This window comes from Serratia sp. FGI94, from assembly GCF_000330865.1.
Classification (GTDB): domain Bacteria; phylum Pseudomonadota; class Gammaproteobacteria; order Enterobacterales; family Enterobacteriaceae; genus Serratia_B; species Serratia_B rubidaea.
In genome coordinates, this window is record NC_020064.1 from 1375655 (window position 1) to 1400953 (window position 25299).

24 protein-coding genes are annotated in these 25299 nt (G+C 64.0%); 15 read left to right on the forward strand and 9 right to left on the reverse strand.

The window, feature by feature from the left end; genetic code table 11:
• The first annotated feature begins 101 nt into the window (after positions 1–101).
• Positions 102–566, forward strand: coding sequence for a DUF1456 family protein (locus D781_RS06325; RefSeq protein WP_015671483.1), 465 nt, complete (start codon positions 102–104; stop codon positions 564–566).
• 62 nt (positions 567–628) lie between these two features.
• Here D781_RS06325 and D781_RS06330 read toward each other — a convergent pair whose 3' ends face one another.
• Positions 629–1279, reverse strand: a complete 651-nt coding sequence (locus D781_RS06330) for a hypothetical protein (protein WP_015671484.1) — start codon at positions 1277–1279, stop codon at positions 629–631.
• Positions 1276–1737, reverse strand: a complete 462-nt coding sequence (locus D781_RS06335; protein ID WP_015671485.1) for a DUF5675 family protein — start codon at positions 1735–1737, stop codon at positions 1276–1278. Before D781_RS06335 ends, D781_RS06330 begins: the two co-directional genes overlap by 4 nt.
• Before the next feature lie 464 nt (positions 1738–2201).
• Between D781_RS06335 and D781_RS23185 the strand changes: the two genes are divergently transcribed.
• The 11 genes from D781_RS23185 (at position 2202) to urtE (ending at position 15088) form a co-directional block, all read left to right on the forward strand.
• Positions 2202–2459, forward strand: a complete 258-nt coding sequence (locus D781_RS23185; RefSeq protein WP_051032572.1) for a hypothetical protein — start codon at positions 2202–2204, stop codon at positions 2457–2459.
• A gap of 27 nt (positions 2460–2486) precedes the next feature.
• Positions 2487–2735, forward strand: a complete 249-nt coding sequence (locus D781_RS23580) for a hypothetical protein (RefSeq protein ID WP_124014433.1) — start codon at positions 2487–2489, stop codon at positions 2733–2735.
• A 166-nt stretch (positions 2736–2901) separates the two neighbouring features.
• On the forward strand, positions 2902–3063 hold the full coding sequence (locus tag D781_RS23840; RefSeq protein ID WP_158497478.1) for a hypothetical protein: 162 nt from the start codon (positions 2902–2904) through the stop codon (positions 3061–3063).
• Positions 3064–3353: 290 nt separating this feature from the next.
• Positions 3354–5186, forward strand: a complete 1833-nt coding sequence (gene atzF / locus D781_RS06350) for an allophanate hydrolase (RefSeq protein ID WP_015671486.1) — start codon at positions 3354–3356, stop codon at positions 5184–5186.
• A gap of 2 nt (positions 5187–5188) precedes the next feature.
• Positions 5189–8809 (forward strand): urea carboxylase, encoded by a 3621-nt coding sequence (gene uca / locus D781_RS06355; RefSeq protein ID WP_015671487.1) that lies wholly within the window; start codon positions 5189–5191, stop codon positions 8807–8809.
• A 10-nt stretch (positions 8810–8819) separates the two neighbouring features.
• Positions 8820–9527, forward strand: a complete 708-nt coding sequence (locus tag D781_RS06360) for a GntR family transcriptional regulator (RefSeq protein WP_015671488.1) — start codon at positions 8820–8822, stop codon at positions 9525–9527.
• Positions 9528–9550: 23 nt separating this feature from the next.
• The gene (urtA, locus tag D781_RS06365) at positions 9551–10819 is read left to right on the forward strand and encodes an urea ABC transporter substrate-binding protein (protein WP_015671489.1); all 1269 of its coding nucleotides are present in this window, start codon (positions 9551–9553) and stop codon (positions 10817–10819) included.
• 86 nt (positions 10820–10905) lie between these two features.
• A complete protein-coding gene (gene urtB, locus D781_RS06370; RefSeq protein WP_015671490.1) occupies positions 10906–12486 on the forward strand; it encodes an urea ABC transporter permease subunit UrtB in 1581 nt (526 codons plus the stop codon).
• A complete protein-coding gene (gene urtC, locus D781_RS06375; protein WP_015671491.1) occupies positions 12486–13562 on the forward strand; it encodes an urea ABC transporter permease subunit UrtC in 1077 nt (358 codons plus the stop codon). The genes urtB and urtC overlap by 1 nt, the downstream gene beginning before the upstream one ends.
• Positions 13559–14365 (forward strand): urea ABC transporter ATP-binding protein UrtD, encoded by an 807-nt coding sequence (gene urtD, locus D781_RS06380; RefSeq protein ID WP_015671492.1) that lies wholly within the window; start codon positions 13559–13561, stop codon positions 14363–14365. The genes urtC and urtD overlap by 4 nt, the downstream gene beginning before the upstream one ends.
• A gap of 24 nt (positions 14366–14389) precedes the next feature.
• Positions 14390–15088 carry an urea ABC transporter ATP-binding subunit UrtE gene (gene urtE / locus D781_RS06385; protein WP_015671493.1) on the forward strand — a complete coding sequence of 233 codons (699 nt, stop codon included), beginning with the start codon at positions 14390–14392 and terminating at the stop codon, positions 15086–15088.
• A gap of 45 nt (positions 15089–15133) precedes the next feature.
• Here urtE and sseA read toward each other — a convergent pair whose 3' ends face one another.
• Positions 15134–15979, reverse strand: a complete 846-nt coding sequence (gene sseA / locus D781_RS06390) for a 3-mercaptopyruvate sulfurtransferase (protein ID WP_015671494.1) — start codon at positions 15977–15979, stop codon at positions 15134–15136.
• A gap of 113 nt (positions 15980–16092) precedes the next feature.
• On the opposite strand from sseA, the gene D781_RS06395 reads away from it, so the two are divergent.
• Positions 16093–16518, forward strand: coding sequence for an NUDIX hydrolase (locus tag D781_RS06395; RefSeq protein ID WP_015671495.1), 426 nt, complete (start codon positions 16093–16095; stop codon positions 16516–16518).
• Here the strand turns inward: D781_RS06395 and D781_RS06400 are convergent.
• The 4 genes from D781_RS06400 to D781_RS06415 form a co-directional block, all read right to left on the reverse strand.
• The gene (locus D781_RS06400) at positions 16445–16996 is read right to left on the reverse strand and encodes a DUF523 domain-containing protein (protein ID WP_015671496.1); all 552 of its coding nucleotides are present in this window, start codon (positions 16994–16996) and stop codon (positions 16445–16447) included. The two genes, D781_RS06395 and D781_RS06400, sit on opposite strands and share 74 nt — an antisense overlap.
• Positions 16997–17232: 236 nt before the next feature.
• A complete protein-coding gene (locus D781_RS06405; protein ID WP_015671497.1) occupies positions 17233–19101 on the reverse strand; it encodes an amidohydrolase in 1869 nt (622 codons plus the stop codon).
• A 19-nt stretch (positions 19102–19120) separates the two neighbouring features.
• Positions 19121–19666 carry an antibiotic biosynthesis monooxygenase gene (locus D781_RS06410; RefSeq protein ID WP_015671498.1) on the reverse strand — a complete coding sequence of 182 codons (546 nt, stop codon included), beginning with the start codon at positions 19664–19666 and terminating at the stop codon, positions 19121–19123.
• Between the two features lie 54 nt (positions 19667–19720).
• Positions 19721–20365, reverse strand: coding sequence for a hydrolase (locus D781_RS06415; RefSeq protein WP_015671499.1), 645 nt, complete (start codon positions 20363–20365; stop codon positions 19721–19723).
• Positions 20366–20507: 142 nt separating this feature from the next.
• On the opposite strand from D781_RS06415, the gene D781_RS06420 reads away from it, so the two are divergent.
• Positions 20508–21473, forward strand: a complete 966-nt coding sequence (locus D781_RS06420) for a LysR substrate-binding domain-containing protein (protein ID WP_015671500.1) — start codon at positions 20508–20510, stop codon at positions 21471–21473.
• Here D781_RS06420 and D781_RS06425 read toward each other — a convergent pair.
• Together D781_RS06425 and D781_RS06430 are read right to left on the reverse strand one after the other, a co-directional pair.
• A complete protein-coding gene (locus D781_RS06425; protein ID WP_015671501.1) occupies positions 21437–22912 on the reverse strand; it encodes an MFS transporter in 1476 nt (491 codons plus the stop codon). The genes D781_RS06420 and D781_RS06425 overlap by 37 nt on opposite strands.
• A 144-nt stretch (positions 22913–23056) precedes the next feature.
• Positions 23057–24097, reverse strand: a complete 1041-nt coding sequence (locus D781_RS06430; protein WP_015671502.1) for an NAD(P)-dependent alcohol dehydrogenase — start codon at positions 24095–24097, stop codon at positions 23057–23059.
• Between the two features lie 146 nt (positions 24098–24243).
• Here D781_RS06430 and D781_RS06435 point away from each other — a divergent pair, with 146 nt between their 5' ends.
• A complete protein-coding gene (locus D781_RS06435) occupies positions 24244–25281 on the forward strand; it encodes a fatty acid desaturase (RefSeq protein ID WP_015671503.1) in 1038 nt (345 codons plus the stop codon).
• Positions 25282–25299: the final 18 nt, after the last annotated feature.

The window sequence follows — 25299 nt, forward strand, 5'->3', positions numbered from 1 at the left end:
GAAACCGCGCGCCTGTCCCTATACTGCCGCACTTGATTCTGACGTGCGGCAGTGGCTTACCCGCTGCACATCATCCGCTTACCCCCGCTAAAGGCAATGCCATGATTAACAATGACGTCCTGCGCAGCGTGCGTTACATGCTGAAAATCAACGACGTAAAAATGGCGGAAATCGCCAAACTGGACGATTTCGACGTTGACGTCGCGGCGATGGGCGCTTACATCATCAAGGAAGGCGAACCGGGCTTCCAGAAGTGCCCGGATGAGGTAATGGGGCATTTCCTCAACGGCCTGGTGTACTTCAAACGTGGCAAGGACGATAAGTTTCCTGCGCCGCCGCTGGAGCTGCCGATCACCAATAACCTGGTGCTGAAGAAGCTGCGCGTGGCGTTTGAACTGAAGGACGTCGACCTGTTCCAGATCTTCACCGCGGTGGACTTCCGCATCTCCAAGCCGGAGCTGAGCGCGCTGTTCCGCAAACCGGGCACCAAAAACTATCGCCCGTGCGGCGACCAGATGCTGCGTTACTTCCTGAAGGGGTTGGCGCAGCGGGTGCGTGGCGAATAACGCGCGGCGGATAGCCAGGTTAACAGGCGCCTCCTGCGGGAGGCGCTTTTTTTTGCGGCGCGCTAGTTGAGTGGCTGCAGATGACGCAGTTCAATATAGCCGCGGGTGCTGCCCATCGGCGGCTGATGGGCGGCGTCATAGACCGCGACCTGCAGCCAGTCGGCGTTGACCTGCCGGATTTGCACCAGTGGCTGGTCGCCAGAAAGCCGGGCGACGGCCTCGGCGTGGCTATCGGGCGCCGCTCTGAGCACGGCGGCGTCTTCTTTCAGCTGAAAGCTGAGCAGCCAAGGGTAGGACTGGCAGCCGCTTTGCTTTTCCAACTGTTTAATATCGAAAGGCCTCGGCGCTTGCGGCGTGAACACGGCCTGCTGCGCCTCATAAAAGTCCAGGCCGCACTCGTTATACGCGCTGGGCTCGTCAACCCTCAGCGTACCGTAATACTCCACGTGCCCCTGGCGCTGGGCGACAAATTCCGGGTGATCCTGCTGCAGCCGTTTGAGGTCAAGCGCGGGATGGCGCAGGTTGATCACCTTCCCCTTGGCGGCCGACGCGGCGTCCGGGAAGAAGCGGTAGGTCAGCTGCGGCTGATTGACGTCGTCATGCCAGACCGGCAGCCAGTAGGCCTGCAGCACGCCGTTGAAGGTCTGCGGGGTGGCCAGCGCCGGCTGCACGCTGAGCGACAGCAGCAGGGTGAGCATCAGTGTTCGAATCATAATCCCTCCTGGGTGTGGCAGGCAGCAGAATAGCAAGACTTGATCGTCACGCTGAAGTTATTTATTCCCTTGCTGGTGATGAAGTTTTTCAGCTCGATAAGTTTTCTGACGCTGCTGCCGACAAAGTCCACCCCGCGGGAGGTGCCGATCAGCAAACATCCGTCGGTATTGCGCGGGTAGTTGCCGTTGTGAATTAATATACGGCGGGATTCCGGTACGATCGCATTAAACAGCAGCGGCACCGGGTTATAAGGCCTGACCGTAGGGATATGGCTGTTGTGCCATTTGAGTGAATAGTTTCCCTCGGGAATTCTTTTCCGTTGGTTGGGTGTCTGAGTATCCGGCCCGGGTCTTTCCAAGAAATATCCTTTAATAGAGCTGCCGGTGATCTCATACTTGCTTACCGTTGAGTTATCTGTTTGCCAGAGCCGGGTAATGATAATGTTATGTTTCGCCATGATTGATATCCTTGTTTTATATTTTCTTTCCTGTTGAGGGTATTTCCTGATGCTATTTTGTTTTTTCCTCACTATAGCAGTCTTACAAGCAAAGGTGAAAGGTAACTTTTGTTTGATAGTTATTTTCGTATTATTCTGTTAAGTATTCATTTGGTGAATTAATTTGTCTGGTTGATGATTGTGTATTTTATATTTAGTGTGTTTTTTTGGTTTTTTTTTTTTTTTTTTTTTTTTTTTTTTTTTTTTGGGGGGGGGGGGAGGGGGGGTTAAGGAAGCTAATTGTATTAACTTGTCCAGGTTGGGTACATGTTAATTAATCTTTTTACGGTTTTTTCCTTCATATATCTGAAAGTGGAAGTGTCTCATGTAATAAGTGCCCAGTAGATAATTAGATTCTACTTTCGGAGGATGCTCGGGGCTTGTCGGGGGTAAAATAAAAAGTTGTACGCTTAAGGCGTATTTAAATGCTGACCTTACAGGAAGTTGGAGAGAAAATCCGCAATGCGTTACAGTTATTAATCGATAGAATGGGGCTGGGGTTGGCAGTAGGTCCACTCAAGGAAACGGATTACCGGTTGCTCTCATCAGGGATGTTTGGTGAGCTGAATTGGGAATGGGGGATCAGTCAGTACACGGGGCATCCAAACAGCATTGAGCTTTGCTTCAAAATATTAGCGGAGAAAGAGGGATATCCGGCAGGGATTGCTTTATGTGCGTTTTGATCAGATACGAGATTTTTCGAAATCTACATGATTGAAAACTTTGTCAGGGATGATGAAAGCCATCCTCTTTATAAACGAATGGTTTTATTTACCTTTATGGGCGCCTTCATTTTCACTGATGCGGTTCAAGGAACACATATCGTTATTGTGGAACCCGACGCTGATTTACGCGATTTTTATTCGACGTTTGGATTTGCCGACGACCCCGAATGTTCTTACCGTATGGTCTGTACGCTTGAAATGTTAAAGAGTGTGATGACTACTCCAGAAATTTAGGGAAGGTCGCCAGAGCAGATGCAAGTTTAGCGAGGTACTGCACAACGATAGGCTCTATAAAATAGTGGGTTTTTGTGTGTAAATAACTACTATCGTCCCAGGTTGATCGACCAAAAGTCATTGGTTGATTGGTTATATCCGGGGACATTCTCCAAGGAGATGTCACATGTCATATGCTAAAGATGCAAAGTTCGATACGGTCGAAACTTATGCGCGCATTGGTGCATCTATTGAGCTTTTTACTAAAACGGCGCCGTTCCTGTTGGAGCGCGCAAAAACACCGGTTCGCGAAGTTCAAGGTCCTCGCCGGCAACGTAAAGTCGCCTGACGATAAGCCCGATTAGTTGAAGCAGGCCCGCAGCAATGCGGGCCATTTTGATCTTGTTCTTCAGACACGACTGTGTGGTTAATTTTTTCCTGCTTGTCACCAATTCCTTACTCACTTAATCAACGTTTTCTCTGCACCTTTTTTGCTCAACGCCTGCGCGTCGCTGGTGCGCGTTTTTTGCACTGCTGGCGGATGATCGAACATTACTCTTTTAAAATCAGTCAAATAAAAAACTGGCACGGGCGTTGCTGTGCTGGATCCAATCTTGTGTACTAGATGGAATTCAGCCGATGACCCAGCCCGTTAAGCAACACGGATTCACCCTCAGCGAGTGGCAGCGCTACTACCAGACGCAGCCGGCGGCGGAGCGCATCGCCTGCGTCGCCGCCACGCTTTCTCAACTTTTGGCCACCCTCGATCGCAACGACACCGCCTGGATCTACCTGCCCGACGCGCGGCAGTGTGAAGCGCAGTATCAGCAGTTGGCGCAGCGTCTGGCGGCGGTGGCGGGGGATCTCAGCCGCCTGCCGCTGTTCGGCGTGCCGTTTGCGGTCAAGGACAACATTGACGTCGGCGGCTGGCCCACCACCGCCGCCTGCCCGGCGTTCGCCTATCAGGCCGACGAGGACGCCACGGTGGTCGCCAGGCTGCGCGCCGCCGGCGCCATCGTCATCGGTAAAACCAATCTCGACCAGTTCGCCACCGGCCTGGTGGGCACCCGCTCGCCGTATGGCGCGGTGGCAAACAGTTTCAACCCGCAGTACGTCAGCGGCGGCTCCAGCTCCGGCTCGGCGTCGGTGGTGGCGCGCGGGCTGACGCCGTTTGCGCTCGGCACCGATACCGCCGGCTCCGGCCGGGTGCCGGCGGGCTTTAACCATATCGTCGGTTTAAAACCGACCAAGGGCTGGCTGTCGGGCCGCGGCGTGGTGCCGGCCTGCCGACTTAATGACAGCGTCTCGATCTTCGCGCTGACGGTGGCCGATGCCGCCTGCGTCGCCGAACTGGCCGGCGGCTATGACGCCGACGACGCCTATTCACGTACCCATCCGCAGACGACGCCGGCGGATCTGCCGGCCGCGCCGCGCTTTGCGGTGCCGGATACGCTGTCGTTCTGCGGTGATCGGCAGGCGGAGCAGGCGTTTCAGACGGCGCTGGCGCAGCTGCGGGAGGGCGGCGCGCAGTTGGAAACGATCGATTTCACCCCGTTCCGCCAGCTGGCGCAGCAGCTGTATGAGGGGCCGTGGGTGGCGGAACGCACCGTCGCGGTGGCGGGCATGCTTAGCGATAACCCCGAGGCGATGGACCCGGTGGTGCGCGCTATCGTCGGCAACGGGCTGAACTACAGCGCCTGCGACGCCTACCGCGCGGAATACCTGCGCGCCGAGCTGACGCGGCAGATCAACCGGCTGCTGGCGCCGTTTGACGCGCTGGTGGTACCGACCTCGCCGACGATCCGCACGCTGGCGGAAATGGCGCAGGAACCGGTGCTGTTCAATTCACAGTTCGGCACCTACACCAACTTCACCAATCTGGCCGACCTCAGCGCGCTGGCGCTGCCGGCCGCGCTGCGCGACGACGGTCTGCCCGCCGGCATCACGCTGATCGCACCGGCCTGGCACGACCGCGCGCTGGCGGCATTTGGTCAACGCTGGCAGCAACGGCTGGGGCTGTCGCTCGGCGCTACCGGGCGGGCGCTGCCCGCGCAGCCGCCGCTGACGCCTTCGTCGCAGCACGTGCGCGTCGCCGTGGTGGGCGCGCACCTGAGCGGCATGCCGCTCAACGTGCAACTGACGCAGCGGCGGGCGGTACTGGCGGAGCGCACCACCACCGCGCCGTGCTACCGGCTGTACGCGCTGGCCGATACCCAGCCGCCGAAGCCGGGGCTGGTGAAAGCTGACGGCGGCGCGGCGATCGAGGTCGAGCTGTGGGATATCCCGCTGGCGCGCTTTGGCGAGTTTGTCGCCGAAGTGCCGCCGCCGCTGGGCATCGGCACGCTGCTGCTGGCGGACGGCCGGCGGGTGAAAGGCTTTATCTGCGAACCCTGGGCGCTGGCGGAGGCGACGGATATCAGCGCATTTGGCGGCTGGCGTGCCTACCGCGCCAGCGTAGAGAAGGAGGCTTAATCATGTTTACCACCGTATTGATCGCCAACCGCGGCGAAATCGCCTGCCGTGCAATCCGCACGCTGAAGCGTCTGGGCGTAACCAGCGTGGCGGTCTATTCCGACGCCGACCGCCATGCGCCGCACGTGAGCGAGGCGGATCACGCGGTCGCGCTGGGGGGCGACAAGGCCGCCGACAGCTATCTGCGCATCGACAAAATTCTGGCGGCGGCGGCGCAAACCGGCGCGCAGGCGATTTATCCCGGCTACGGCTTCCTGTCGGAGAGCGCCGAGTTCGCCGACGCCTGCGCCGCCGCCGGCGTGGCGTTTATCGGCCCGACGGCGCAGCAAATCCGCGAGTTCGGCCTCAAGCACCGGGCGCGGGAACTGGCGGCGGCGGCCGGGGTGCCGATGACGCCGGGCACCGGCCTGCTGGCGGACGTGGACGAGGCGGTCAGCGCGGCGGCGCGCATCGGCTATCCGGTGATGCTGAAAAGCACCGCCGGCGGCGGCGGGATCGGCCTGACGCGCTGTGATAACGAAGCGGCGCTGCGTGCGGCCTATGACGGCGTCAAGCGTCTGGGGGAGCAGTTCTTCCGCGACGCCGGCGCGTTTCTGGAACGCTTTATCGACCGGGCGCGCCACGTTGAGGTGCAGATTTTCGGCGACGGACAGGGCCGGGTAGCGGCGCTGGGGGAACGCGACTGTTCGCTGCAGCGCCGCAATCAGAAGGTGGTGGAGGAGACGCCCGCGCCGCACCTGCCGGCCGCCACCCGTCAGGCGCTGCATCAGGCGGCGGTGGCGCTGGGGGAGTCGGTCGGCTACCGCAGCGCCGGAACGGTGGAGTTTATCTACGACGCCGTCCGCGATGAGTTCTATTTCCTGGAGGTGAACACCCGCCTGCAGGTGGAACATCCGGTGACGGAGCAGGTAACCGGCCTGGATCTGATTGAGTGCATGCTGCAGGTGGCGGCGGGCGATGCGCTGGACTGGACGGCGCTGCAGCGCGCGCCGCGCGGCGCAGCGATCGAGGCGCGCATTTATGCGGAAGATCCGCTGAAGAACTTCCAGCCCAGCCCCGGCGTGCTGACCGAGGTGGCGTTTCCGCCGGAGGTGCGCGTCGACGGTTGGGTTAGCAGCGGCAGCGAAGTCTCCGCCTTTTACGACCCGCTGCTTGCCAAGCTGATTGTCTACGGCGAGGACCGGGCCGAGGCGCTGGCGAAGATGCAGCAGGCGCTGGACGCCACGCGGCTGCACGGCATCGCCACTAATCTGGACTATCTGCGTCAGGTGGTGGCGACCCGCGCCTTCCGCGACGGCGAGGTCTGGACCGGTCTGTTGGACGACTTTGCCTATCGGCCGCACTGCATCGAGGTGCTGCAGCCCGGCACCTACAGCAGCGTGCAGGACTATCCCGGCCGCCTCGGCTACTGGGATATCGGCGTGCCGCCGTCCGGGCCGATGGATGATTTCGCTTTCCGGCTGGCGAACCGCATCGTCGGCAACCACCCGAGCGCCGCCGGACTGGAGTTTACCCTGCAGGGGCCGACGCTGCGCTTCCACTGCGACGCCACCATCGCGCTGACCGGCGCGGACTGCCCGGCGACGCTGGACGATGCGCCGCTGGACTACTGGCGGCCGGTTGCGGTGCGCGCCGGTCAGGTGCTGACGCTCGGCCGCGCCGCCCAGGGGTGCCGAACCTATCTGGCGGTGCGCAACGGCATCGACGTGCCGCTCTATCTGGGCAGCCGCTCCACCTTCGCGCTCGGCCAGTTCGGCGGCCACGCCGGCCGCACGCTGCGGGTGGCGGATATGCTGTCCGTCGCCCAGCCGCAGTTGCCCGCCAGCACCACCCCGGCGCCGGTCGCCGCGCCGCAGGCGCTGGACCCCAGCCTGATCCCGCAGTACGGCGACGTCTGGCATATCGGCGTGCTGTACGGCCCGCACGGCGCGCCGGACTTCTTCACCGAGGCGTCCATCGACACCTTCTTCGCCAGCGAATGGCAGGTGCATTACAACTCCAACCGGCTGGGGGTGCGCCTGTCCGGGCCGAAGCCGGCCTGGGCGCGTCAGGACGGCGGCGAGGCCGGCCTGCACCCGTCCAACGTGCACGACTGCGAATACGCCATCGGCGCGATTAACTTTACCGGCGATTTCCCGGTGATCCTGACCCGCGACGGGCCGAGCCTCGGCGGCTTTGTCTGCCCGGTGACCATCGCCCGCGCGGAGCTGTGGAAAGTGGGGCAGGTGAAGCCGGGCGACCGCATCCGTTTTCACCCTATCAGTTTTAAACAGGCGCAGTCGCTGGAGCAGGCGCAGCTCGGCAGCATCGAGGCGCTGGCGGCGGTGAAGGCCATCACGCTGCCGCCGCCGTCGCTGGCGCCGGCGGGAACGGTGTCGGCCGCGGTGTTGGCGCGCCTTGAGGCGGATAATGGCCTGCCGGCGGTGACCTATCGCCAGGCGGGCGATGGCTACCTGCTGATGGAGTACGGCGACAACGTGCTGGATCTGGCGTCGCGCCTGCGTATTCACCTGCTGATGCAGTCGCTGCGGGCGCAGCCGATTGCCGGCGTTGAGGAGCTGGCGCCCGGCGTGCGCTCGCTGCAGATCCGTTACGACAGCCGCACCATCGCGCAGCAGGATCTGCTGTCGCAGCTGCTGGCGCGCGAACGCTCGCTGGAGGACGTCAGCAATCTGAAGGTGCCGACGCGCATTGTCCATCTGCCGATGGCCTTTGAAGACGGCGCGACGCTGGACGCGGTGGAGCGCTACCGGCAAACCGTGCGCGCCGACGCGCCGTGGCTGCCGAACAACGTCGATTTTATTCAGCGTATCAACGGGCTGGAGCGGCGTGAGCAGGTGCGCGACATCCTGTTTGACGCCAGCTACCTGATTCTCGGCCTCGGCGATGTGTATCTCGGCGCGCCCTGTGCGGTGCCGCTGGATCCGCGCCACCGCCTGCTCAGTTCGAAATACAACCCGGCGCGCACCCACACCGCTGAAGGCACCGTCGGCATCGGCGGCATGTATATGTGCATCTACGGCATGGATTCGCCGGGGGGCTATCAGCTGGTCGGCCGCACGCTGCCGATCTGGAACAAATTCCTCACCAATCCGCAGTTCAGCGCCGGCGAACCGTGGCTGCTGCGCTTTTTCGATCAGGTGCGTTTCTATCCGGTCAGCGAGCAGGAGCTGGAGACGCAGCGCGAGGCGTTCCGCGCCGGGCGCATGACGATCCGCATTGAGCACAGCGAGTTCGACTTTGCCGAGTATCGCCGCTTCCTGGCGGAAAACGCCGACGACATCGACGCCTTCCGCAGTCGGCAGCAGCAGGCGTTCGCCGGCGAGGTGGCGCGCTGGCAGACGCAGGAGAGCGAGCCGGAGGCGCAGCTGCTGCCGCCGGCCGCCCCTGAGGAGGTGGACGGCGAGCTGGTCAGCGCCGACCTGAACGGCAACGTGTGGAAGGTGCTGGTGGAGCCGGGCCAGACGGTGGCCGCCGGTCAGCCGCTGATCGTGGTGGAGGCGATGAAGATGGAGCTGGCGGTCACCGCGCCGCGCGCCGGGGTGATCAAGCGCATCGGCTGTCAGCCGGGGCGGCCGGTCGGGCCGGGGGACGCCTTGCTGTGGCTGGAGCGCGCCGGCTGAGGAGACAACGATGCAACTGACCAACAACCGCCATAAGGCGCGGCCGGAGGGGCTGGCGGAGCGTATCTATCAGCAGCTGAAGGACGACATTTTTGATTTCCGCCTGCTGCCGGGCGACCGCTTCAGCGAAAGCGAGATCGCCGGGCGCATGGCGGCCAGCCGCACGCCGGTGCGTCAGGCGCTGTTCCGGCTGGAGCGCGAAGGCTACGTTGACGTGCATTTTCGCAGCGGCTGGCAGGTGCGGCCGTTCGACTTCGACTATTTCGAACAGCTGTACGACCTGCGCATCGTGCTGGAGCGGGAGGCGCTGAAACGCCTGTGCGCCCGCCCGGCGGGCGAGACGCCGCCGGCGCTGGCGGCGCTGACGCATTTCTGGATCGAGGCGCCGCGGCTGGCGGACGGCCAGAGCGTTTCGCAGCACGACGAACAGTTTCATATGGCGCTGGTGGCCGCCGCCGGCAACGGCGAGATGGCGCGGATCCACCGCGACGTCACCGAGAAGATCCGCATTATCCGCCGGCTGGACTTCACCCAGGAGCAACGGGTCGATGCGACCTATCACGAACACGCCGCGATTCTGCGGGCGATTTTGCAACGTCACACCGAGGAGGCGCAAACGCTGCTCAGCGATCACATAGCCGTCAGTAAGGCCGAAGTACGAAAAATAACCCTGCATCGCCTGCATCAGGCGCGCTTACAGCAGGGGCCCGCGTCTTGATCACTTTCACCAGGAGTCGAACTATGTCACACCGTCATTTTATCAAAGCCTGCGCCCTGTCCGCCGGCCTGCTCGGCATCGGGCTGGCGTGGAGCGTCCAGGCCGCCGACACCATCAAGGTCGGCATTCTGCATTCGCTGTCCGGCACCATGGCCATTTCGGAAACGCCGCTGAAGGACGTGGCGCTGATGACCATTGACGATATCAACGCCAAGGGCGGGGTGCTGGGGAAAAAACTGGAGCCGGTGGTGGTCGATCCGGCCTCCAACTGGCCGCTGTTCGCCGAGAAGGCGCGCCAGCTGCTGACGCAGGACAAGGCGGCGGTGGTGTTCGGCTGCTGGACTTCGGTATCGCGCAAATCGGTGCTGCCGGTGTTCGAGGAGCTGAACGGCCTGCTGTTCTATCCGGTGCAGTATGAGGGGGAAGAGATGTCGCCGAACGTGTTCTATACCGGCGCGGCGCCGAACCAGCAGGCGATTCCGGCGGTGGAGTACCTGATGAGCGAAGACGGCGGTGGCGCCAAACGCTTCTTCCTGCTGGGCACCGACTACGTCTACCCGCGCACCACCAACAAGATCCTGCGCGCCTTTTTACATAGCAAAGGCGTACAGGACAAGGATATCGCCGAAGTCTACACGCCGTTCGGCTACAGCGACTATCAGACCATCGTCGCCAATATCAAGAAATTCTCCGCCGGCGGTAATACGGCGGTGATCTCCACCATTAACGGCGACTCCAACGTGCCGTTCTATAAAGAGCTGGCCAATCAGGGCATCAAGGCCACCGACGTGCCGGTGATCGCCTTCTCGGTCGGGGAGGAGGAGCTGCGCGGCATCGATACCAAACCGCTGGTCGGCAACCTGGCGGCGTGGAACTACTTCCAGTCGCTGGATAATCCGACCAACCAGAAGTTTGTCGCCGAGTGGCGCGCCTACGCCAAGGCGCACAACCTGCCGAACAGCGCCAGCGCGGTGACCAACGACCCGATGGAGGCGACCTATGTCGGCATCCATATGTGGGCGCAGGCGGTGGAAAAGGCCGGCACGACCGACGTCGATAAAGTGCGCGCCGCGATGGCCGGCCAGCAGTTCGCCGCGCCGTCGGGCTTTACGCTGACGATGGACGCTGTCAACCACCACCTGCACAAGCCGGTGATGATTGGCGAAATTGAGGACAACGGCCAGTTCAACGTGGTGTGGCAGAGCGAACAGCCGCTGCGGGCGCAGCCGTGGAGCCCGTATATCGCCGGCAACGATAAAAAGCCTGACCAGCCGGTGAAAGGGGGCAACTAAGCGTGCGGCGCGCGGCTCGCCGCGCCCGCTGATGGAGTAACCACGATGGGGCCGGGCGTAGCCGGCCCCGACAGAGAAGCAGCATGATGCAATCTTTATGTTTATCCCGACTGCGGCCATTTCTCTGGCTGTTGTGCTGCCTGCCGCTGTGGGCGCAGGCAGGATCGGCCGGTGACTTCGCCGCCGCCGGCCGCAGCCAGCAGGCCAAATTACTGCAGAGCTGGGCGAGCGCGCCCGACGCCGCACGTCTGCCGCTGCTGCAGGCGCTGAAACAGGAAAACTTGGCGCTGGACGCCGCCGGGCGCGCATTTACCCGCCAGAACGGCGGCTGGACGCCGCTGGAGGGCGACGCCGCGCCGCAGGGAACGCCGAAAAAAGTGCGCCTGAACAACCGGCTGCGCATCCTGGTCGCCAACGCGCTGGCGGCGCAACAGCTGGTGAGCGGCGATAAGGCGGCGCGGCTGCAGGCGGCGCAGACGCTGCAGCGTGACGCGCAGCGCGACCAGCGGCCGCTGCTGAAACAACGGCTGGCGCAGGAGCCGGATGAGGCGGTGCGCGACGCGCTGCGCATCGCGCTGGCCAACCTGCAGCTGAGCGACGCCGATCCGCAGGTGCGTCTGCAGGCGGTGCAGCTGCTGGGCGAGTCGGGCGATCCGCAGACCCAGGCGCGGCTGCAGGCGCTGAGCGCCGCGGACGGCGAACCGGACGCCGCCGTACGCGCCGCCGCCCAGCAGAGCCTGACCCGCGTCACGCACCGGCTGATGATCGGCGATCTGCTCGGCCAGGCGTTTACCGGCCTGTCGCTGGGGTCGATCCTGCTGCTGGCGGCGCTCGGGCTGGCGATCACCTACGGCCTGCTCGGGGTGATCAATATGGCCCACGGCGAAATGCTGATGCTCGGCGCCTACGCGGCCTATCTGGTGCAGGGGGCGTTCCAGCAGTTGGCGCCGCAGTGGCTGGCGTTCTATCCGCTGGCGGCGCTGCCGGCAGCGTTCGCCGTGACCGCCGGCATCGGCATGCTGCTCGAGCGTACGGTGATCCGTCATCTGTACGGCCGGCCGCTGGAAACGCTGCTGGCGACCTGGGGCATCAGCCTGGTGCTGATCCAACTGGTGCGGCTGCTGTTCGGCGCGCAGAACGTCGAGGTCGCCAACCCGGCCTGGCTGTCCGGCGGTATTCAGCTGCTGCCGAATCTGGTGCTGCCGTGGAACCGCATCGCGGTAATCGTGTTTGTGGCGCTGGTGCTGCTGCTTACCTGGCTGCTGCTGAACAAAACCCGTCTGGGCATGAATGTGCGCGCGGTGACGCAAAACCGCGCGATGGCCGCCTGCTGCGGCGTGCCGACCGGGCGGGTGGATATGCTGGCCTTCGGGTTAGGCTCCGGCATCGCCGGGCTGGGCGGCGTGGCGCTGTCGCAACTGGGCAACGTTGGGCCGGAACTGGGGCAGGGCTATATCATCGACTCGTTTCTGGTGGTGGTGCTCGGGGGCGTCGGACAGCTGGCCGGCACGGTGGCGGCGGCGTTCGGCCTCGGCATCGTCAACAAAATTCTTGAACCGCAGATTGGCGCCGTGCTGGGCAAAATCCTGATTCTGGCGCTGATTATCCTATTTATTCAGAAACGTCCTCAGGGGCTGTTCGCCCTGAAGGGCAGGGTGACCGACTGATGAGCCAACCCTTAACCCTCAGCGGCGTGCAGAAAGCGCCGCGGACGGCGCTGACCCTCGGCACGCTGTTGCTGCTGGCGCTGTTAATCATGCCGTTTCTGGCGCTGCTGCCCGCCGGGCACCCGCTGGCGATCTCCACCTACACCCTGACGCTGACGGGGAAAATCCTGTGCTACGCGGTGGTGGCGGTGGCGCTGGATCTGGTGTGGGGCTACGCCGGGCTGCTGTCGCTCGGCCACGGCCTGTTCTTTGCCCTCGGCGGCTACGCGATGGGCATGTACCTGATGCGTCAGGCGGCCGGCGACGGCCTGCCGGCGTTTATGTCGTTTCTGTCGTGGAGCGAGCTGCCGTGGTTCTGGAGCGGCACGCAGTATTTCGCCTGGGCGCTGTGTCTGATCGTACTGGCGCCGGGCCTGTTGGCGCTGGTGTTCGGCTACTTTGCCTTCCGCTCGAAAATCAAAGGGGTGTATTTCTCCATTATGACGCAGGCGCTGACCTACGCCGGCATGCTGCTGTTTTTCCGTAACGAAACCGGCTTCGGCGGCAATAACGGCTTTACCGGCTTCACCACCCTGCTGGGGGCGCCGATCGCGGCGACCGGCACCCGCGTGGCGCTGTTTCTGGCGACGGTGCTGTTGCTGGTCGCCAGCCTGGGGCTGGGCTTCGCGCTGGCGCGCAGTAAATTCGGCCGCGTGCTGACGGCGGTGCGCGATGCGGAAAACCGCCTGACGTTCTGCGGCTATCAGCCGCGCGGTTTCAAACTGTTCGTCTGGACGCTGTCGGCGGTGCTGTGCGGGCTGGCCGGCGCGCTGTACGTGCCGCAGGTGGGCATTATCAACCCCGGCGAAATGTCGCCCACCAACTCGATCGAAGCCGCTATCTGGGTGGCGCTGGGCGGGCGCGGCACGCTGGTCGGGCCGCTGCTCGGCGCAGGCATTGTCAACGGCGCCAAGAGCTGGTTCACCGTGGCGATGCCGGAATACTGGCAGCTGTTCCTCGGGCTGATGTTTATCGTGGTGACGCTGTTCCTGCCGCAGGGCGTGATCGGCCTGCTGCGCCGGAGGAAAGCGCCATGAACGCCATGCAGATGACCGATGAGCTGTTTACCCACCCGCTGCCGGCCGATAAACGCCGCGGACAGACCGATCCGGTGCTGCAGCTGGAGAAGATCAACGTCAGTTTCGACGGCTTCCATGCGCTGCGCGATCTGTCGCTGCAGATCGGCGTCGGCGAACTGCGCTGCGTGATCGGGCCGAACGGCGCGGGCAAAACCACGCTGATGGATGTGATCACCGGCAAAACCCGGCCGGACAGCGGGCGGGTGTTTTACGACCAGACGCGCGATCTGATGCAGATGGATCCGATCCGCATCGCGCAGGCCGGCATTGGCCGCAAGTTCCAGAAGCCGACGGTGTTTGAAGCGCTGACGGTGTTTGAGAACCTGGAGATTGCGCAGAAGAACCGCCGTTCGGTGTGGGCCTGCCTGCGCGCCAGGCTGAGCGGCGAGCAGCGCGACCGCATCGAGCAGATGCTGCAGACGCTGCGGCTGATGAATCAGCGTCACCGGCCGGCCGGGCTGCTGTCGCACGGCCAGAAGCAGTTTCTGGAGATCGGCATGCTGCTGGTGCAGGAGCCGCATCTGCTGCTGCTGGATGAGCCGGCGGCCGGCATGACCGATGCGGAAACCGAGTACACCGCCGAACTGTTCAAATCTCTGGCGGGCAGCCATTCGCTGATGGTGGTGGAGCACGATATGGGGTTTGTCGAAGCCATCGCCGATCGCGTGACGGTGCTGCATCAGGGGCAGGTGCTGGCGGAAGGCTCGCTGGCGCAGGTGCAGGCCGACGAGCGGGTGATTGACGTCTATCTGGGACGCTGAGGCGCATTTAAAGAGGAAAGCGTGATGCTGCAAGTGAACGAGCTGAACCAATATTACGGCGGCAGCCATATTTTGCGCGGCGTCTCTTTTGAGGCGCGGATTGGCGAGGTGACCTGCCTGTTGGGGCGCAACGGCGTGGGCAAAACCACCTTGCTGAAGTGTCTGATGGGGCTGCTGCCGGCGAAAAGCGGCGATATCAGCTGGCAGGGGCAGCGCCTCAACGGCTATAAGCCCCACCTACGGGTGCAGGCCGGCATCGCCTATGTGCCGCAGGGGCGCGAGATTTTTCCGCGGCTGACGGTGGAGGAGAACCTGCTGATGGGGCTGTCGCGCTTCAGCGCGGCGGAGGCGAAGCGCGTGCCGGACAGCATTTACCCGCTGTTCCCGGTGCTGGCGCAGATGAAGCACCGGCGCGGCGGCGACCTGTCCGGCGGCCAACAGCAACAGCTGGCGATCGGCCGGGCGCTGGCCTGCCGGCCGAGCCTGCTGATTCTGGATGAGCCTACCGAAGGCATTCAGCCGTCGGTGATTAAGGAGATTGGCGCGGTGATCGGACAGCTGGCGGCGCAGGGGGAGATGGCGATCCTGCTGGTGGAGCAGTTTTATGACTTTGCCGCCGAACTGGCGGACAGCTACCTGGTGATGGCGCGCGGCAGCATTGTGCAGCGCGGCGCGGGCGCCGATATGGAGCGGGAGGGCGCCAGGGCGCTGGTGGCGATTTAAACCGCCCGCCGCCGTGGTGAAAGCCTGCGGCGGCGGGCGCGGGGGTTACCTGGTGGCTATCGGCTGCTTGCCGTCCAGCAGGCCCCATTCGCTCCAGGAGCCGTCATACAGCCTGACCTGCGGCGCGCCCAGCGACTGCAGGCCAAAGGCCAGCACCGCGGCGGTGACGCCGGAGCCGCAGCTGACGACGATCGGGCCGTTAATATCGACCCCTTTGGCGCTGAAGGTCTCCCGCAGCGCTTCCAGCGATTTGACGCGGCCGTTTTCCAGCAGCTCGCCGTAGGGAATATTGATGCTGCCGGGAATATGGCCGCGGTGCAGGCCGGGACGCGGTTCCGGCGCGTCGCCGTAGAAGCGGGCGGCGGCGCGCGCGTCGAGGATCTGGATATCGCTGCCCAGCGCCTGCTCCACCTGCACCATGTCAACCACCGCCGCCGGGTTGAAGCTGGCGTTAAACACGGCGGCCGGCCGTTTGGCGGGGCCGGTTTCCAGCGCGTTGCCGCGCGTCGTCCAGCCGTTCAGCCCCTCATCCAGCACGTAAACCCGTTGGGCGCCGAAATTGCGGAAGGTCCACCAGCCGCGCGGGGCGGAAAACTGGTTGCCCTCGTCATAGAACACCAGCGTGCTGTTTTCGCTGATGCCCAGCTCGCCCGCCGCGCGGCCGAAGGCTGCGGCGTCCGGCAGCATATGCGGCAGCGCGCTGTGTTTGTCGGCGACGTCGTCGATATCGAAATAGACCGCGCCCGGCAGATGGCCGCGTTCAAATTCGGCCTGCATATCTTTCTTCGGCGTCAGGCCCGGCGGCGACATGCGCACATCGACCAGCACCAGATCCGCATCGTGGAGATGTTGTTCAAGCCATTGTGGGGTAACCAGAAAAGGAGAGTTCATTATGAGTGTTCGTCCGTCATGAAAACCAGTTTTTACTATACCCTAAATTGCCCCGCTTGCATTATGACGCATCGGGACGGCATGCTGGCGCGACGGATGATAAGGAGCCGACGATGGCGGAGCAGGATTTCGGCGGCGCGAAGATCGCGCTGCTGCATCAGGGTCAGGTGCTGGTTTACCGGCGCGACTGCCGCGACGATATCCCGTGGCCCGGCCAGTGGGACCTGCCCGGCGGCGGGCGCGAAGGGGCGGAAACGCCGCTGCAGTGCGTGCAGCGGGAAACCTACGAAGAGTTCGGTCTGACGCTTGCCGCCGCTCAGGTGCATGAGCGCCGTTGCTATCCCGGACGGCGGCCGGGGGATCCTGCTACCTGGTTTATGCTGGGGGCGCTCAGCGCGCGGCAAATCGCCGCCGTGCGCTTCGGCGATGAAGGTCAGTACTGGCGCATGATGCCGATCGAGGAATTTATTCACCACCCGCAGGGGATTGCCCATCTGCGTCAGCGGCTGGCGGCGCTGCTTGCCGCTCGTACTCGCTGACGCGGGCCACCAGCGCCGCGATCTGCCGGTCGGAAAACACCTCAATGCCCTGCTGCCGCAGCAGGGCGGCGGTAACGCCGCTGCCGGGCTTGCTTTGGCCGCTGAAGCTGCCGTCGTAGATCAGCTGGCTGCCGCAGGAGGGGCTGCCGTCGGTCAGCAGCGCAAAGCGGCAGCCGTGACGACGCGCGGTTTCCAGCGCCAGCTGCGCGCCCAGCAGGTAGGGGGCGGTGACGTCGGCGCCGGTGGTTTCACGTACCTGCGCCCGCTGGGCGAGCACCGCTGCGCCGTCGGCATCGGGGCTGATTTCCGCCGCCGGACGCGGGGTGGAGAAACCCGCCGCCAGCTCCGGACAACACACCACCAGACGTCCCTCTTGCTGCCAGCGCGTCAGCGCCGCGTCCGGCAACGGCTTATCGGAACCGTTATAGCGTACTTTGAAACCGGCCAGGCAGGCGCTGATTAAAATCTTCGGCGACATTCATCTTATCTCTGTGGATCGTGACGGTTGTGCGGACGAGGCGCGTCCGCACGCGCATTTTTATCCTAACAGAAGCGCTGTGCCGACGCCTAGCGGCGCAGCTGGCTGAGGGGCTGGGTTAATTAAGCTGGTAAATTATTTGGTTATTAGCTTATTAACTTAATTGCTTATTGATTTGGTGGGTTGGCAGGCTGCCAGCTTATCAAGCTGGCAGCCTGCCAGGGCGCTGCGGACGCTTAAAACGCGAAGCACGAACAGCCGAGCGCGCCCCAGAAAGCCCGGTCGTCAGAGACCGGGACGCCGGCGCCGCGGGCGATATCGTGCTGGTGCGCATGCACGCCGCACGGGCCGCAACACTGGTGCGGCGCAGCGGCCAGCCCCACTTTTGCCGCAGCCGGCGGCGCCGAGCGGTAGTGGCCCGGCACGTTGGTCACCGGCGACCACTCCGGCAGCACCGGAATCGGCGGCGGCGCCAGCGGCGAGAACGGGCCGGCGGCGTACACCACCTTGCCGTCCACCAGCGTCAGCAGCGACTCGATGCCCTTAATCTGCTCCTCTGCGACGCTGAAGTAGTCCTGCGACAGCACCGCCAGGTCCGCCAGCTGTCCCACCTTGATCTGGCCTTTTTTCCCCTGCTCGCTGGAGAACCAGGCGCTGCCCTGCGTCCACAGCATCAGCGCGGTGTCGCGATCGAGCCGGTTCTGTTCGTCATACATCTGCATGCCGCCGACGGTGCGGCCGGACACCAGCCAATACAGCGCCGTCCACGGGTTGTAGCTGGCGACGCGGGTGGCGTCGGTGCCCAGCCCGACCGGCAGTTGTGCGGCCAGCATTTTCGCCACCGGCGGCGTCTGTTTAACGGCCTGCTGACCGTAGCGCTCGGCAAAATATTCCCCCTGAAACGCCATCCGGTGCTGAACCGCAATGCCGCCGCCCAGCGCCTTCACCCGCTCGATATTGCGTTCGGTGATGGTTTCGGCGTGGTCGAACAGCCAGTGCAGGCCGTTAAAGGGGATCTCGCGGTTCACTTTCTCAAACACGTCGAGCATGCGGCTGATGGATTCATCATAGGTGGCGTGCAGGCGGAACGGCCAGCGGTGCTCCACCAGATGGCGCACCACCCGCTCCAGCTCCTCCTCGGTGCCCGGCGGCAGATCCGGGCGCGGCTGCAGGAAGTCTTCGAAATCGGCGGCGGAGAACACCAGCATCTCGCCGGCGCCGTTATGGCGGTAAAAATCGGTGCCCTGGCCCGGCTTGAGCATATCGGTCCACAGCCGGAAGTCTTCCAGCTCCTGCTGCGGCCGCTGGGTAAACAGGTTATAGGCGATGCGCACCGTCAGCTGCCGTTTTTCATGCAGCTCGGCAACCACCTGATAATCTTCCGGGTAGTTCTGGAAGCCGCCGCCGGCGTCGATGGCGCTGGTCAGCCCCAGGCGGTTCAGCTCGCGCATAAACTGACGGGTGGAGTTAACCTGCTGCTCCAGCGGCAGCCGCGGCCCCTTGGCCAGCGTGGCGTACAGCAGCATGGCGTTGGGTTTGGCGATCAGCATGCCGGTGGGGTTGCCGTTGGCGTCGCGCTGGATCTCGCCGCCCGGCGGGTTCGGCGTCTCTTTGGTGTAGCCCGCCACCTTCAGCGCGGCGCGGTTCAGCAGGGCGCGATCGTACAGATGCAGCACAAACACCGGCGTGTCCGGCGCCGCCTGATTGATCTCATCGAGCGTCGGCATGCGGCGCTCGGCAAACTGAAACTCGCTCCAGCCGCCGACCACCCGCACCCACTGCGGGCTGGGGGTGCGCAGCGCCTGTTCCCGCAGCATGCGCAGCGCGTCGGCCAGCGACGGTACGCCCTCCCAGCGCAGCTCCAGGTTATAGTTCAGGCCGCCGCGGATCAGGTGCAGGTGGGAATCATTGAGGCCGGGGATCGCCGTATGGCCCTGCAGGTCGATAATCTGCGTGGCGTCATCGGCATGGCGCATCACCTCGCTTTCGCTGCCGACCGCCAGAAACTTGCCGTCCTTGATCGCCACCGCCTGCGCGGTGGGGTTGGTGCGATCGACGGTATGGAACTTACCGTTGGTGATAATCAGTGTGGCGTAATGACTCATTATCTTCTCCCGACGTGGGTTAATGGCGGGTCAGCCAGTGGTTAAACAGGCGCGTCACAATCGGCATCCAGAGAAACACCACCAGCGCCACGACGCTGGCGTCGTTAAGCAGGTGGCCGCCGAATGTGCCCTGCAGCCGGGGCAGCAAGGCTCCCCACAGCCACGGCACCAGATGGGTGGACGGAAAAATCACCGCCAGCGTGATCAGAAACTGCTTCCATTTCGCCGGCGGGCGCACGCGCGGGTCGGGCGGCGTAAACCAGAATTCGGCGCCGGGGCGGATTTCAATATGATCTTCCGCCGCCAGCAGCGGCGTCACCTGGCGGATATACTCTTCGCGCTGCGGCGAATGCAGCCAGCGGTAGAGGTTATCGACGTTATCAAAGCGCACCAGAATGGTGTAGCTCTGCTCCGCGCCGGCGGGGCGAATCACGTTAACGCCGAGGTGGCCGGTAAATTCGGCGGCGTGCGGCATAATGCGTTTCAGCCAGGCTTCATAGGCCGGCACGTTGTCCGGCGTCGGGCGATGGGTAATCACCAGCGTGGCGTGCTGTGGGTGTGGCATGCGCAGCGTCTCCTGAACACGCTCCCCGGCGCGGCGCCGGGGAGCCGGGTGGGGTTACTTCGCCGTGCGCGCCGGCGCGTGGTGCACCATGGTATAAGCGTAGTCGACGCCCATGCCGTAAGCGCCGCTGTGTTCGCGCACCAGATCCATCACGGCGTCGTAGCTCTCCTTGCGCGCCCAGTCGCGCTGGTACTCCAGCAGCACCTGCTGCCAGGTCACCGGCACCGCGCCGGCCTGCACCATACGATCGATGGCGCGTTCGTGGGCGTCCGCCGAGGTGCCGCCGGAGGTGTCGGTGACCACGTACACCTCATAGCCGGCCTCCAGCGCCATCAGCGCCGGGAAGGTCAGGCAGACTTCGGTCCACAGCGCCGAGATCACCAGTTTTTTGCGGCCGGTGGCCTCCACGGCGCGCACAAAGGCGGCGTCTTCCCAGGAGTTCATCGAGGTGCGTTCAATCGGCTGGCTGTCCGGATGCACCGCCAGCAGTTCCGGCCAGATATAGCCGCTGAAGCTTTCGGTTTCCACCGAGGTAAACAGGGTCGGCACGTTGAAAATCTTGCCGGCCTTGGCCAGCGCCACCACGTTATTTTTCAGCTGCTGCCGGTCGATATTGGCAACGCCGAACGCCATCTGCGGCTGGTGGTCGATAAAAATCAGTGCGGAGTTGGTTGGATCAAGCAATTGAAACTTAGACATAATTTACCATCCCAGAGTGAATTACGGTTGAAAAAGCTTTTGCTATTGCTGTCTGAGAGGCATGGTAGAAAGCGGCGCTGCGCAAAGATAGCGCAGAATTTTTGTCGTCTTGTTAAGTTTTTTTATACGCGGGAGATGGGGTGTGCGACTGAATCTGGAAGCGCTGTTAATTCTTGATGCGCTGGAACGCTACGGCACCTTTGCCGCAGCGGCGGCGCGGCTGTTTAAAACGCCGTCGGCGCTGAGCTATACGGTGCAAAAGCTGGAGAGCGACCTCGGCGTGACGCTGCTGGACCGCTCCGGCCATCGCGCGCGCTTTACCGATACCGGCAAACTGATGCTGGAGAAAGGGCGGGTGCTGCTGCGCGCCGCGCAGGATCTGGAGCAGCAGGCGCGCTATGTGGAGAGCGGCTGGGAGAGCGAACTGACCCTCGGCGTTGACGCCGCGTTTCCGTTTGAGCACCTGCTGCCGCTGATTGACGACTTCTACCGTCAGCATCCCCATACCCGTTTGCGTTTCAGCCACGAGGTGCTGGCCGGCTGCTGGGAGTCTCTGCTGCACGGCTGCGCCGATATCGTTATCGGCGCCATCAGCGAGCCGCCCTCGCGCACCGGCTTTGCCTACCGCAAACTGGGCAAGCTGCACTATGTCTTCGCCGTGGCGCCGCAGCATCCGCTGGCGGCGGTCGCGGAGCCGTTGACCCGGGAGCGGGTTCGCCAGCAGCGTGCGGTAGCGGTGCGCGATACGTCGCGGGTCAATGCGCCGCAGAGCCTGCACCTGCTGGATGAGCAGGACACGCTGACGGTGTTCAGTTTCGATGCCAAACTGAAGGCGCAGCTGGCGGGGCTGGGCTGCGGCTACCTGCCGCTGTCGCTGGCGCAGCCCTATCTGGACAGCGGCGAGCTGGTGGCGAAAAGCGTTGAGGGCGTGAGCCTGAGCAGCGACACCTACGTCGGCTGGCGGGAAAACGCCAGCGGACTGGCGGCGCAGTGGTGGCGCGAGCAGCTGCAGGCGCGGCTTGGTGCGGAGAGCGCGCCGGCGGAACAGGCCGGCGCAGCGTCAGCGGCGGATTACGCCGGGCGGAAATCCTCGGCGTCGACGTCATAGCCGGCCGGCTCCCAGCGGATGAGCAGCAGGGCGGCCAGCCCGACCAGCGGCGCCAGGGCGATCACCCAGAACACGCCGGTGCCCAGCGCGGCGGAGAGCACCGGGAACAGGAACAGCGACAGCGTGGAGCTGGCGCGCATCAGCGTCTGGTTAAAACCGACGCCGACGCCGCGCAGCGAGGTGGGGTAGCTCAGCGAGGCGAAGGTCATGCTGTGCGAACCGGGGCCGAAGCCCTGGCCGAGCAGGAACAGCGCCAGCATGCCGATGGAGAAGGCCGCCTCGCCGCCGCCGTTCGGCAGGCCGACCAGCGCCAGCCCGAGCAGCGCCGCCAGCTGGCAGGCGTAGCCGAGCAGCGTCATTTTCCAGGCGCCGAAGCGCGGCACCAGCCGCACCGCCAGCAGGCCGCCGACGAAGGCGAACAGCAGGTTCAGCGCCAGCGACACCAGAATGGTGCTGAGCATCGACTGCGCCAAAAAGGTGGAGAGGATCACCGGCAGGCCGAAGGCGACGGCGTTATAGGCAAAGGAAGAGGCGATGGCGATGGTGGTCGCCAGCACGGTGCGCCGCAGATACACCCCTTTGAGCAGTTCACCGTAGTTGCGCCAGGCGGCGCGTCTGGCCGGTGCGGCCGGCGTTTGTTCGGCGTCTGCGGCCACCCGCGCGTGGATATTGTAGGAGCGGCGCAGAATGGCGGCGGCGCCCTGCAGATCGCCCTGATTGGCGGCCCACACCGGCGATTCGCTCATATAGCGGCTGCGGACGGCGATAATCAGCAGGGCGGGCACCGCGCCGAAGCCGAGGATCAGCCGCCACAGCCAGTCGGTATGCCCCTCCGGCAGCACCGCATACAGCAACAGCACCAGCAGGTAGGAGATACTGATCGCCGCATACCAGGTCGGGCACCACATGGCGATGCGCGCCGCCTTGTTGCCGCGGCCGGACAGGCGGGAGAACTCGGCCAGAAACGCCATGGCGACCGGCAGATCGATGCCGACTCCCAGCCCCATCACAAAGCGCGCGCCGCCAAGCACCCACTCATTCGGCGCGAAGGCGCAGGCCAGCGCCGCCACCACAAAGAAAAACATATCGGCCATAAACACCCGGTAGCGGCCGATTTTGTCGGTCAGGTAGCCGCCGATAAAGGCGCCGATAATCGCGCCGAAGGTAATGGCCGAGGCCACCAGCCCGGTGCCGGTGGGGGAAAGGTTGAACTCGCGCGCCACATCCTTGATGCCGAACGCCAGCGCGCCCAGATCGTACGCGTCAAGAAATACGCCGCCGAGCGCGATGGCGACCACGATGCGCGCATCGCTGCGCTTGGCCGCGCCGCTGTTGACCAGCCGTGAGACGTCGGCGGCGCTGCGGATGGTGACGCTGGCCGCGTCGGCGTTCCCTGCATAAGAAGGTGCGGCAGAGGGGGCCGCGATGTCTGTCGTCATAATAATAATTTTCTGATAGGCAAAGCGTCGAGCTTAGCGGCGCGCGCGCGGGAAAAACCAATGCTTTCTGGTTATAAGCATACAACCGGAAGATGTTGAAAAATCATCATGTTAAATAATATTTAACCGTTGTTTCCGCAGGGATTAATCAAAGCGGATCACCGCCTTGATCGCCTCACCGCGCTGGGCGGCGGCCAGCGCCTGATTGATGGCCGCAAACGGGTAAAAACGCAGCAGGCGTTCAAAGGGAAAGCGGCCGTTGCGCCACTGTTCGATCAGGTAGGGAATAAACTGTTGCGGTACGGCATCACCCTGAATCACGCTGAGAATGCGCCGATCGTGAGAAAATTTCACCACGCCGCCGCCGGTCAGCAGCGCCAGCGTACCGCCGCGCCGCAGCCGCTGCCATGCCGCTTGAATCAGACCCTGTTCGCCGGTGGTGTCGATCACCGCATCCAGTACGGGCAGCTGCGCAATTTGCCGCGCATCGCTCAGCGTCTGCGTGGCCCCCAGTTCACCGGCGTAGCGCAGGCGCGTTTCCAGACGATCCAGCGCCACGATGGCGTCGGCATTGCGTAGTTTGGCCGCCATCACCGCCGCCAGGCCGACGGCGCCGACGCCGAGCACCAGCAGCCGCTCGCCGGCCTGCAGGTTCAGCGCGTTGAGCACCGTTCCGGCGCCGGTTTGCAGCCCGCAGCCGAGCGGCGCCAGGGTAGCCAGCGGCAGGTTGTCGGCCACCCGCACCAGATTGCGCTCGCTGGCCAGCGCGTGGGTGGCGAACGCCGACTGGCCGAAGAAGTGGCCGCGCAGCGGCGGCAGATAGCCGCTGCTGCCATCCAGCCGCTGAAAGTCGAAGTTAAGCTGCCAGAAGTGCTCGCAGCCGGCCGGATGGCGGCGAAGGCAGGCGGCGCAGCGGCCGCAGGACTGGAAGGAGAGCACCACCGCATCGCCGGGCTGCACCGCGCGCACCGCGCTGCCGACGCGTTCGACGATGCCGGCGCCCTCGTGACCAAGGATCGCGCCGGCGGCGGCGCCGCTGCGGCAGCTGAGATCGGTATGGCAGATGCCGCAGCCGGCCAGACGCACCACGACCTCGTCCACCCGCGGCGGCCGCAGGCGCAGGGGCGCAAAGCGTAAGTCGCCGCCCGCTGAGGTGGTTACGGCGGCGCAGCGTTTTCCGGTCATCAAGCCTCCGCTGGCGTTGGCGTGCAGCGGTAAGTATAGCCCTTGCCGCTACGCCGGTTTTTCGCTGAGCTTTGCCATTTTCGTTATTTGGCGCGCCGATTCGCCTCGCCGATACTGGGTGAAATTTTTCACTGCGAGTCGTCAGCATGTCCACATCCGCCGGTCACAGCCACTATCTGCACGCCCGTCAGCGCCGCTGGATCCGGCGGCTGCGCCGACAGTGGTGGTGGCGGCTGGAGTTGCCCACCTGGGGCGTGATCGCGCTGGTGTACGGCGGCTGGTTTCTGACGGCGGCGGGCTGGCGCGTACTGGGGCCGTGGCTGGCGACGCCGCTGCTGATCCTGTTCACCACCGGCTATCTGTCGCTGCAGCATGAGCTGATTCACGGCCACCCCACGCGCTGGCCGCGGCTGAACCAGCTGTTCGGCCTGCTGCCGCTGGCGGTGTGGTATCCCTACGGCCTGTACCGCGATAGCCACCTGCGCCATCACCGCAACCCGCACCTCACCGATCCGCAGCGTGACCCGGAAAGCTACTATTTCACCCGGGCGCAGTGGCGGCGTTTTCCCCGCCTGCTGCCGCGGCTGACGGCGCTGCGCAACTGCCTGCCGGGGCGGATGCTGCTGTCGCCGCTGTGGGATATCGCCCTGCTGGCGGCCGGAGCGCTGCGGCGCATAGCGGCGGGCGACCGGCGGGCGCTGGCGATGTGGCTGCTGCACGGCGCGCTGCTGGCGTGGCTGCTGCTGTGGCTGCAGCGGCAGGGGATTGCGCCGTGGTTTTATCTGCTGCTGGTCAGCTATCCGGCGCTGGCGATCGGCAAGATCCGTTCTTTTTACGAGCATCGCGCCGAGCATGAGGCGGCGGCGCGCTCGGTGCTGAACGAGGCCGCCTGGCCCTGGCGGCTGCTTTTTCTCAATCTGAACTATCATTTAGTACATCACGATTTACCCGGGCTGCCGTGGTACGGCCTGCGCAAGGTCTATCTGGCCGAACGCGACGCCTACCGGCAACGCAGCCAGGGGTTTGTGGTGCCGGGGTACGGCAGCTGGTTTAAACGGCATGCCGTCACGCCGGTCGACGTCGGCGTACATCCGTTTCTGGCGGGCGACGGCGGTAAGGGGAACCAGAACGCCGCCGGCGCTACGGCGGCAATCTTTATCACGCGCTGGAAGCGCGTTTTATAGCCTAAATAATTCGAGTTG

What these genes read in the sequence shown, in the direction of transcription:
- uca (WP_015671487.1), top strand. Translation starts at nt 5,189, where the DNA reads ATGTTTACCACCGTATTGATCGCCAACCGCGGCGAAATCGCCTGCCGT.
- D781_RS23580 (WP_124014433.1), top strand. Translation starts at nt 2,487, where the DNA reads ATGATTGAAAACTTTGTCAGGGATGATGAAAGCCATCCTCTTTATAAA.
- D781_RS06430 (WP_015671502.1), bottom strand. Translation starts at nt 24,097, where the DNA reads ATGACCGGAAAACGCTGCGCCGCCGTAACCACCTCAGCGGGCGGCGAC.
- urtA (WP_015671489.1), top strand. Translation starts at nt 9,551, where the DNA reads ATGTCACACCGTCATTTTATCAAAGCCTGCGCCCTGTCCGCCGGCCTG.
- D781_RS06335 (WP_015671485.1), bottom strand. Translation starts at nt 1,737, where the DNA reads ATGGCGAAACATAACATTATCATTACCCGGCTCTGGCAAACAGATAAC.
- D781_RS06395 (WP_015671495.1), top strand. Translation starts at nt 16,093, where the DNA reads ATGGCGGAGCAGGATTTCGGCGGCGCGAAGATCGCGCTGCTGCATCAG.
- D781_RS06330 (WP_015671484.1), bottom strand. Translation starts at nt 1,279, where the DNA reads ATGATTCGAACACTGATGCTCACCCTGCTGCTGTCGCTCAGCGTGCAG.
- urtE (WP_015671493.1), top strand. Translation starts at nt 14,390, where the DNA reads ATGCTGCAAGTGAACGAGCTGAACCAATATTACGGCGGCAGCCATATT.
- D781_RS06325 (WP_015671483.1), top strand. Translation starts at nt 102, where the DNA reads ATGATTAACAATGACGTCCTGCGCAGCGTGCGTTACATGCTGAAAATC.
- atzF (WP_015671486.1), top strand. Translation starts at nt 3,354, where the DNA reads ATGACCCAGCCCGTTAAGCAACACGGATTCACCCTCAGCGAGTGGCAG.
- D781_RS23185 (WP_051032572.1), top strand. Translation starts at nt 2,202, where the DNA reads ATGCTGACCTTACAGGAAGTTGGAGAGAAAATCCGCAATGCGTTACAG.
- urtB (WP_015671490.1), top strand. Translation starts at nt 10,906, where the DNA reads ATGCAATCTTTATGTTTATCCCGACTGCGGCCATTTCTCTGGCTGTTG.
- D781_RS06400 (WP_015671496.1), bottom strand. Translation starts at nt 16,996, where the DNA reads ATGTCGCCGAAGATTTTAATCAGCGCCTGCCTGGCCGGTTTCAAAGTA.
- urtC (WP_015671491.1), top strand. Translation starts at nt 12,486, where the DNA reads ATGAGCCAACCCTTAACCCTCAGCGGCGTGCAGAAAGCGCCGCGGACG.
- D781_RS23840 (WP_158497478.1), top strand. Translation starts at nt 2,902, where the DNA reads ATGTCATATGCTAAAGATGCAAAGTTCGATACGGTCGAAACTTATGCG.
- urtD (WP_015671492.1), top strand. Translation starts at nt 13,559, where the DNA reads ATGAACGCCATGCAGATGACCGATGAGCTGTTTACCCACCCGCTGCCG.
- D781_RS06360 (WP_015671488.1), top strand. Translation starts at nt 8,820, where the DNA reads ATGCAACTGACCAACAACCGCCATAAGGCGCGGCCGGAGGGGCTGGCG.
- D781_RS06405 (WP_015671497.1), bottom strand. Translation starts at nt 19,101, where the DNA reads ATGAGTCATTACGCCACACTGATTATCACCAACGGTAAGTTCCATACC.
- D781_RS06425 (WP_015671501.1), bottom strand. Translation starts at nt 22,912, where the DNA reads ATGACGACAGACATCGCGGCCCCCTCTGCCGCACCTTCTTATGCAGGG.
- sseA (WP_015671494.1), bottom strand. Translation starts at nt 15,979, where the DNA reads ATGAACTCTCCTTTTCTGGTTACCCCACAATGGCTTGAACAACATCTC.
- D781_RS06410 (WP_015671498.1), bottom strand. Translation starts at nt 19,666, where the DNA reads ATGCCACACCCACAGCACGCCACGCTGGTGATTACCCATCGCCCGACG.
- D781_RS06415 (WP_015671499.1), bottom strand. Translation starts at nt 20,365, where the DNA reads ATGTCTAAGTTTCAATTGCTTGATCCAACCAACTCCGCACTGATTTTT.
- D781_RS06435 (WP_015671503.1), top strand. Translation starts at nt 24,244, where the DNA reads ATGTCCACATCCGCCGGTCACAGCCACTATCTGCACGCCCGTCAGCGC.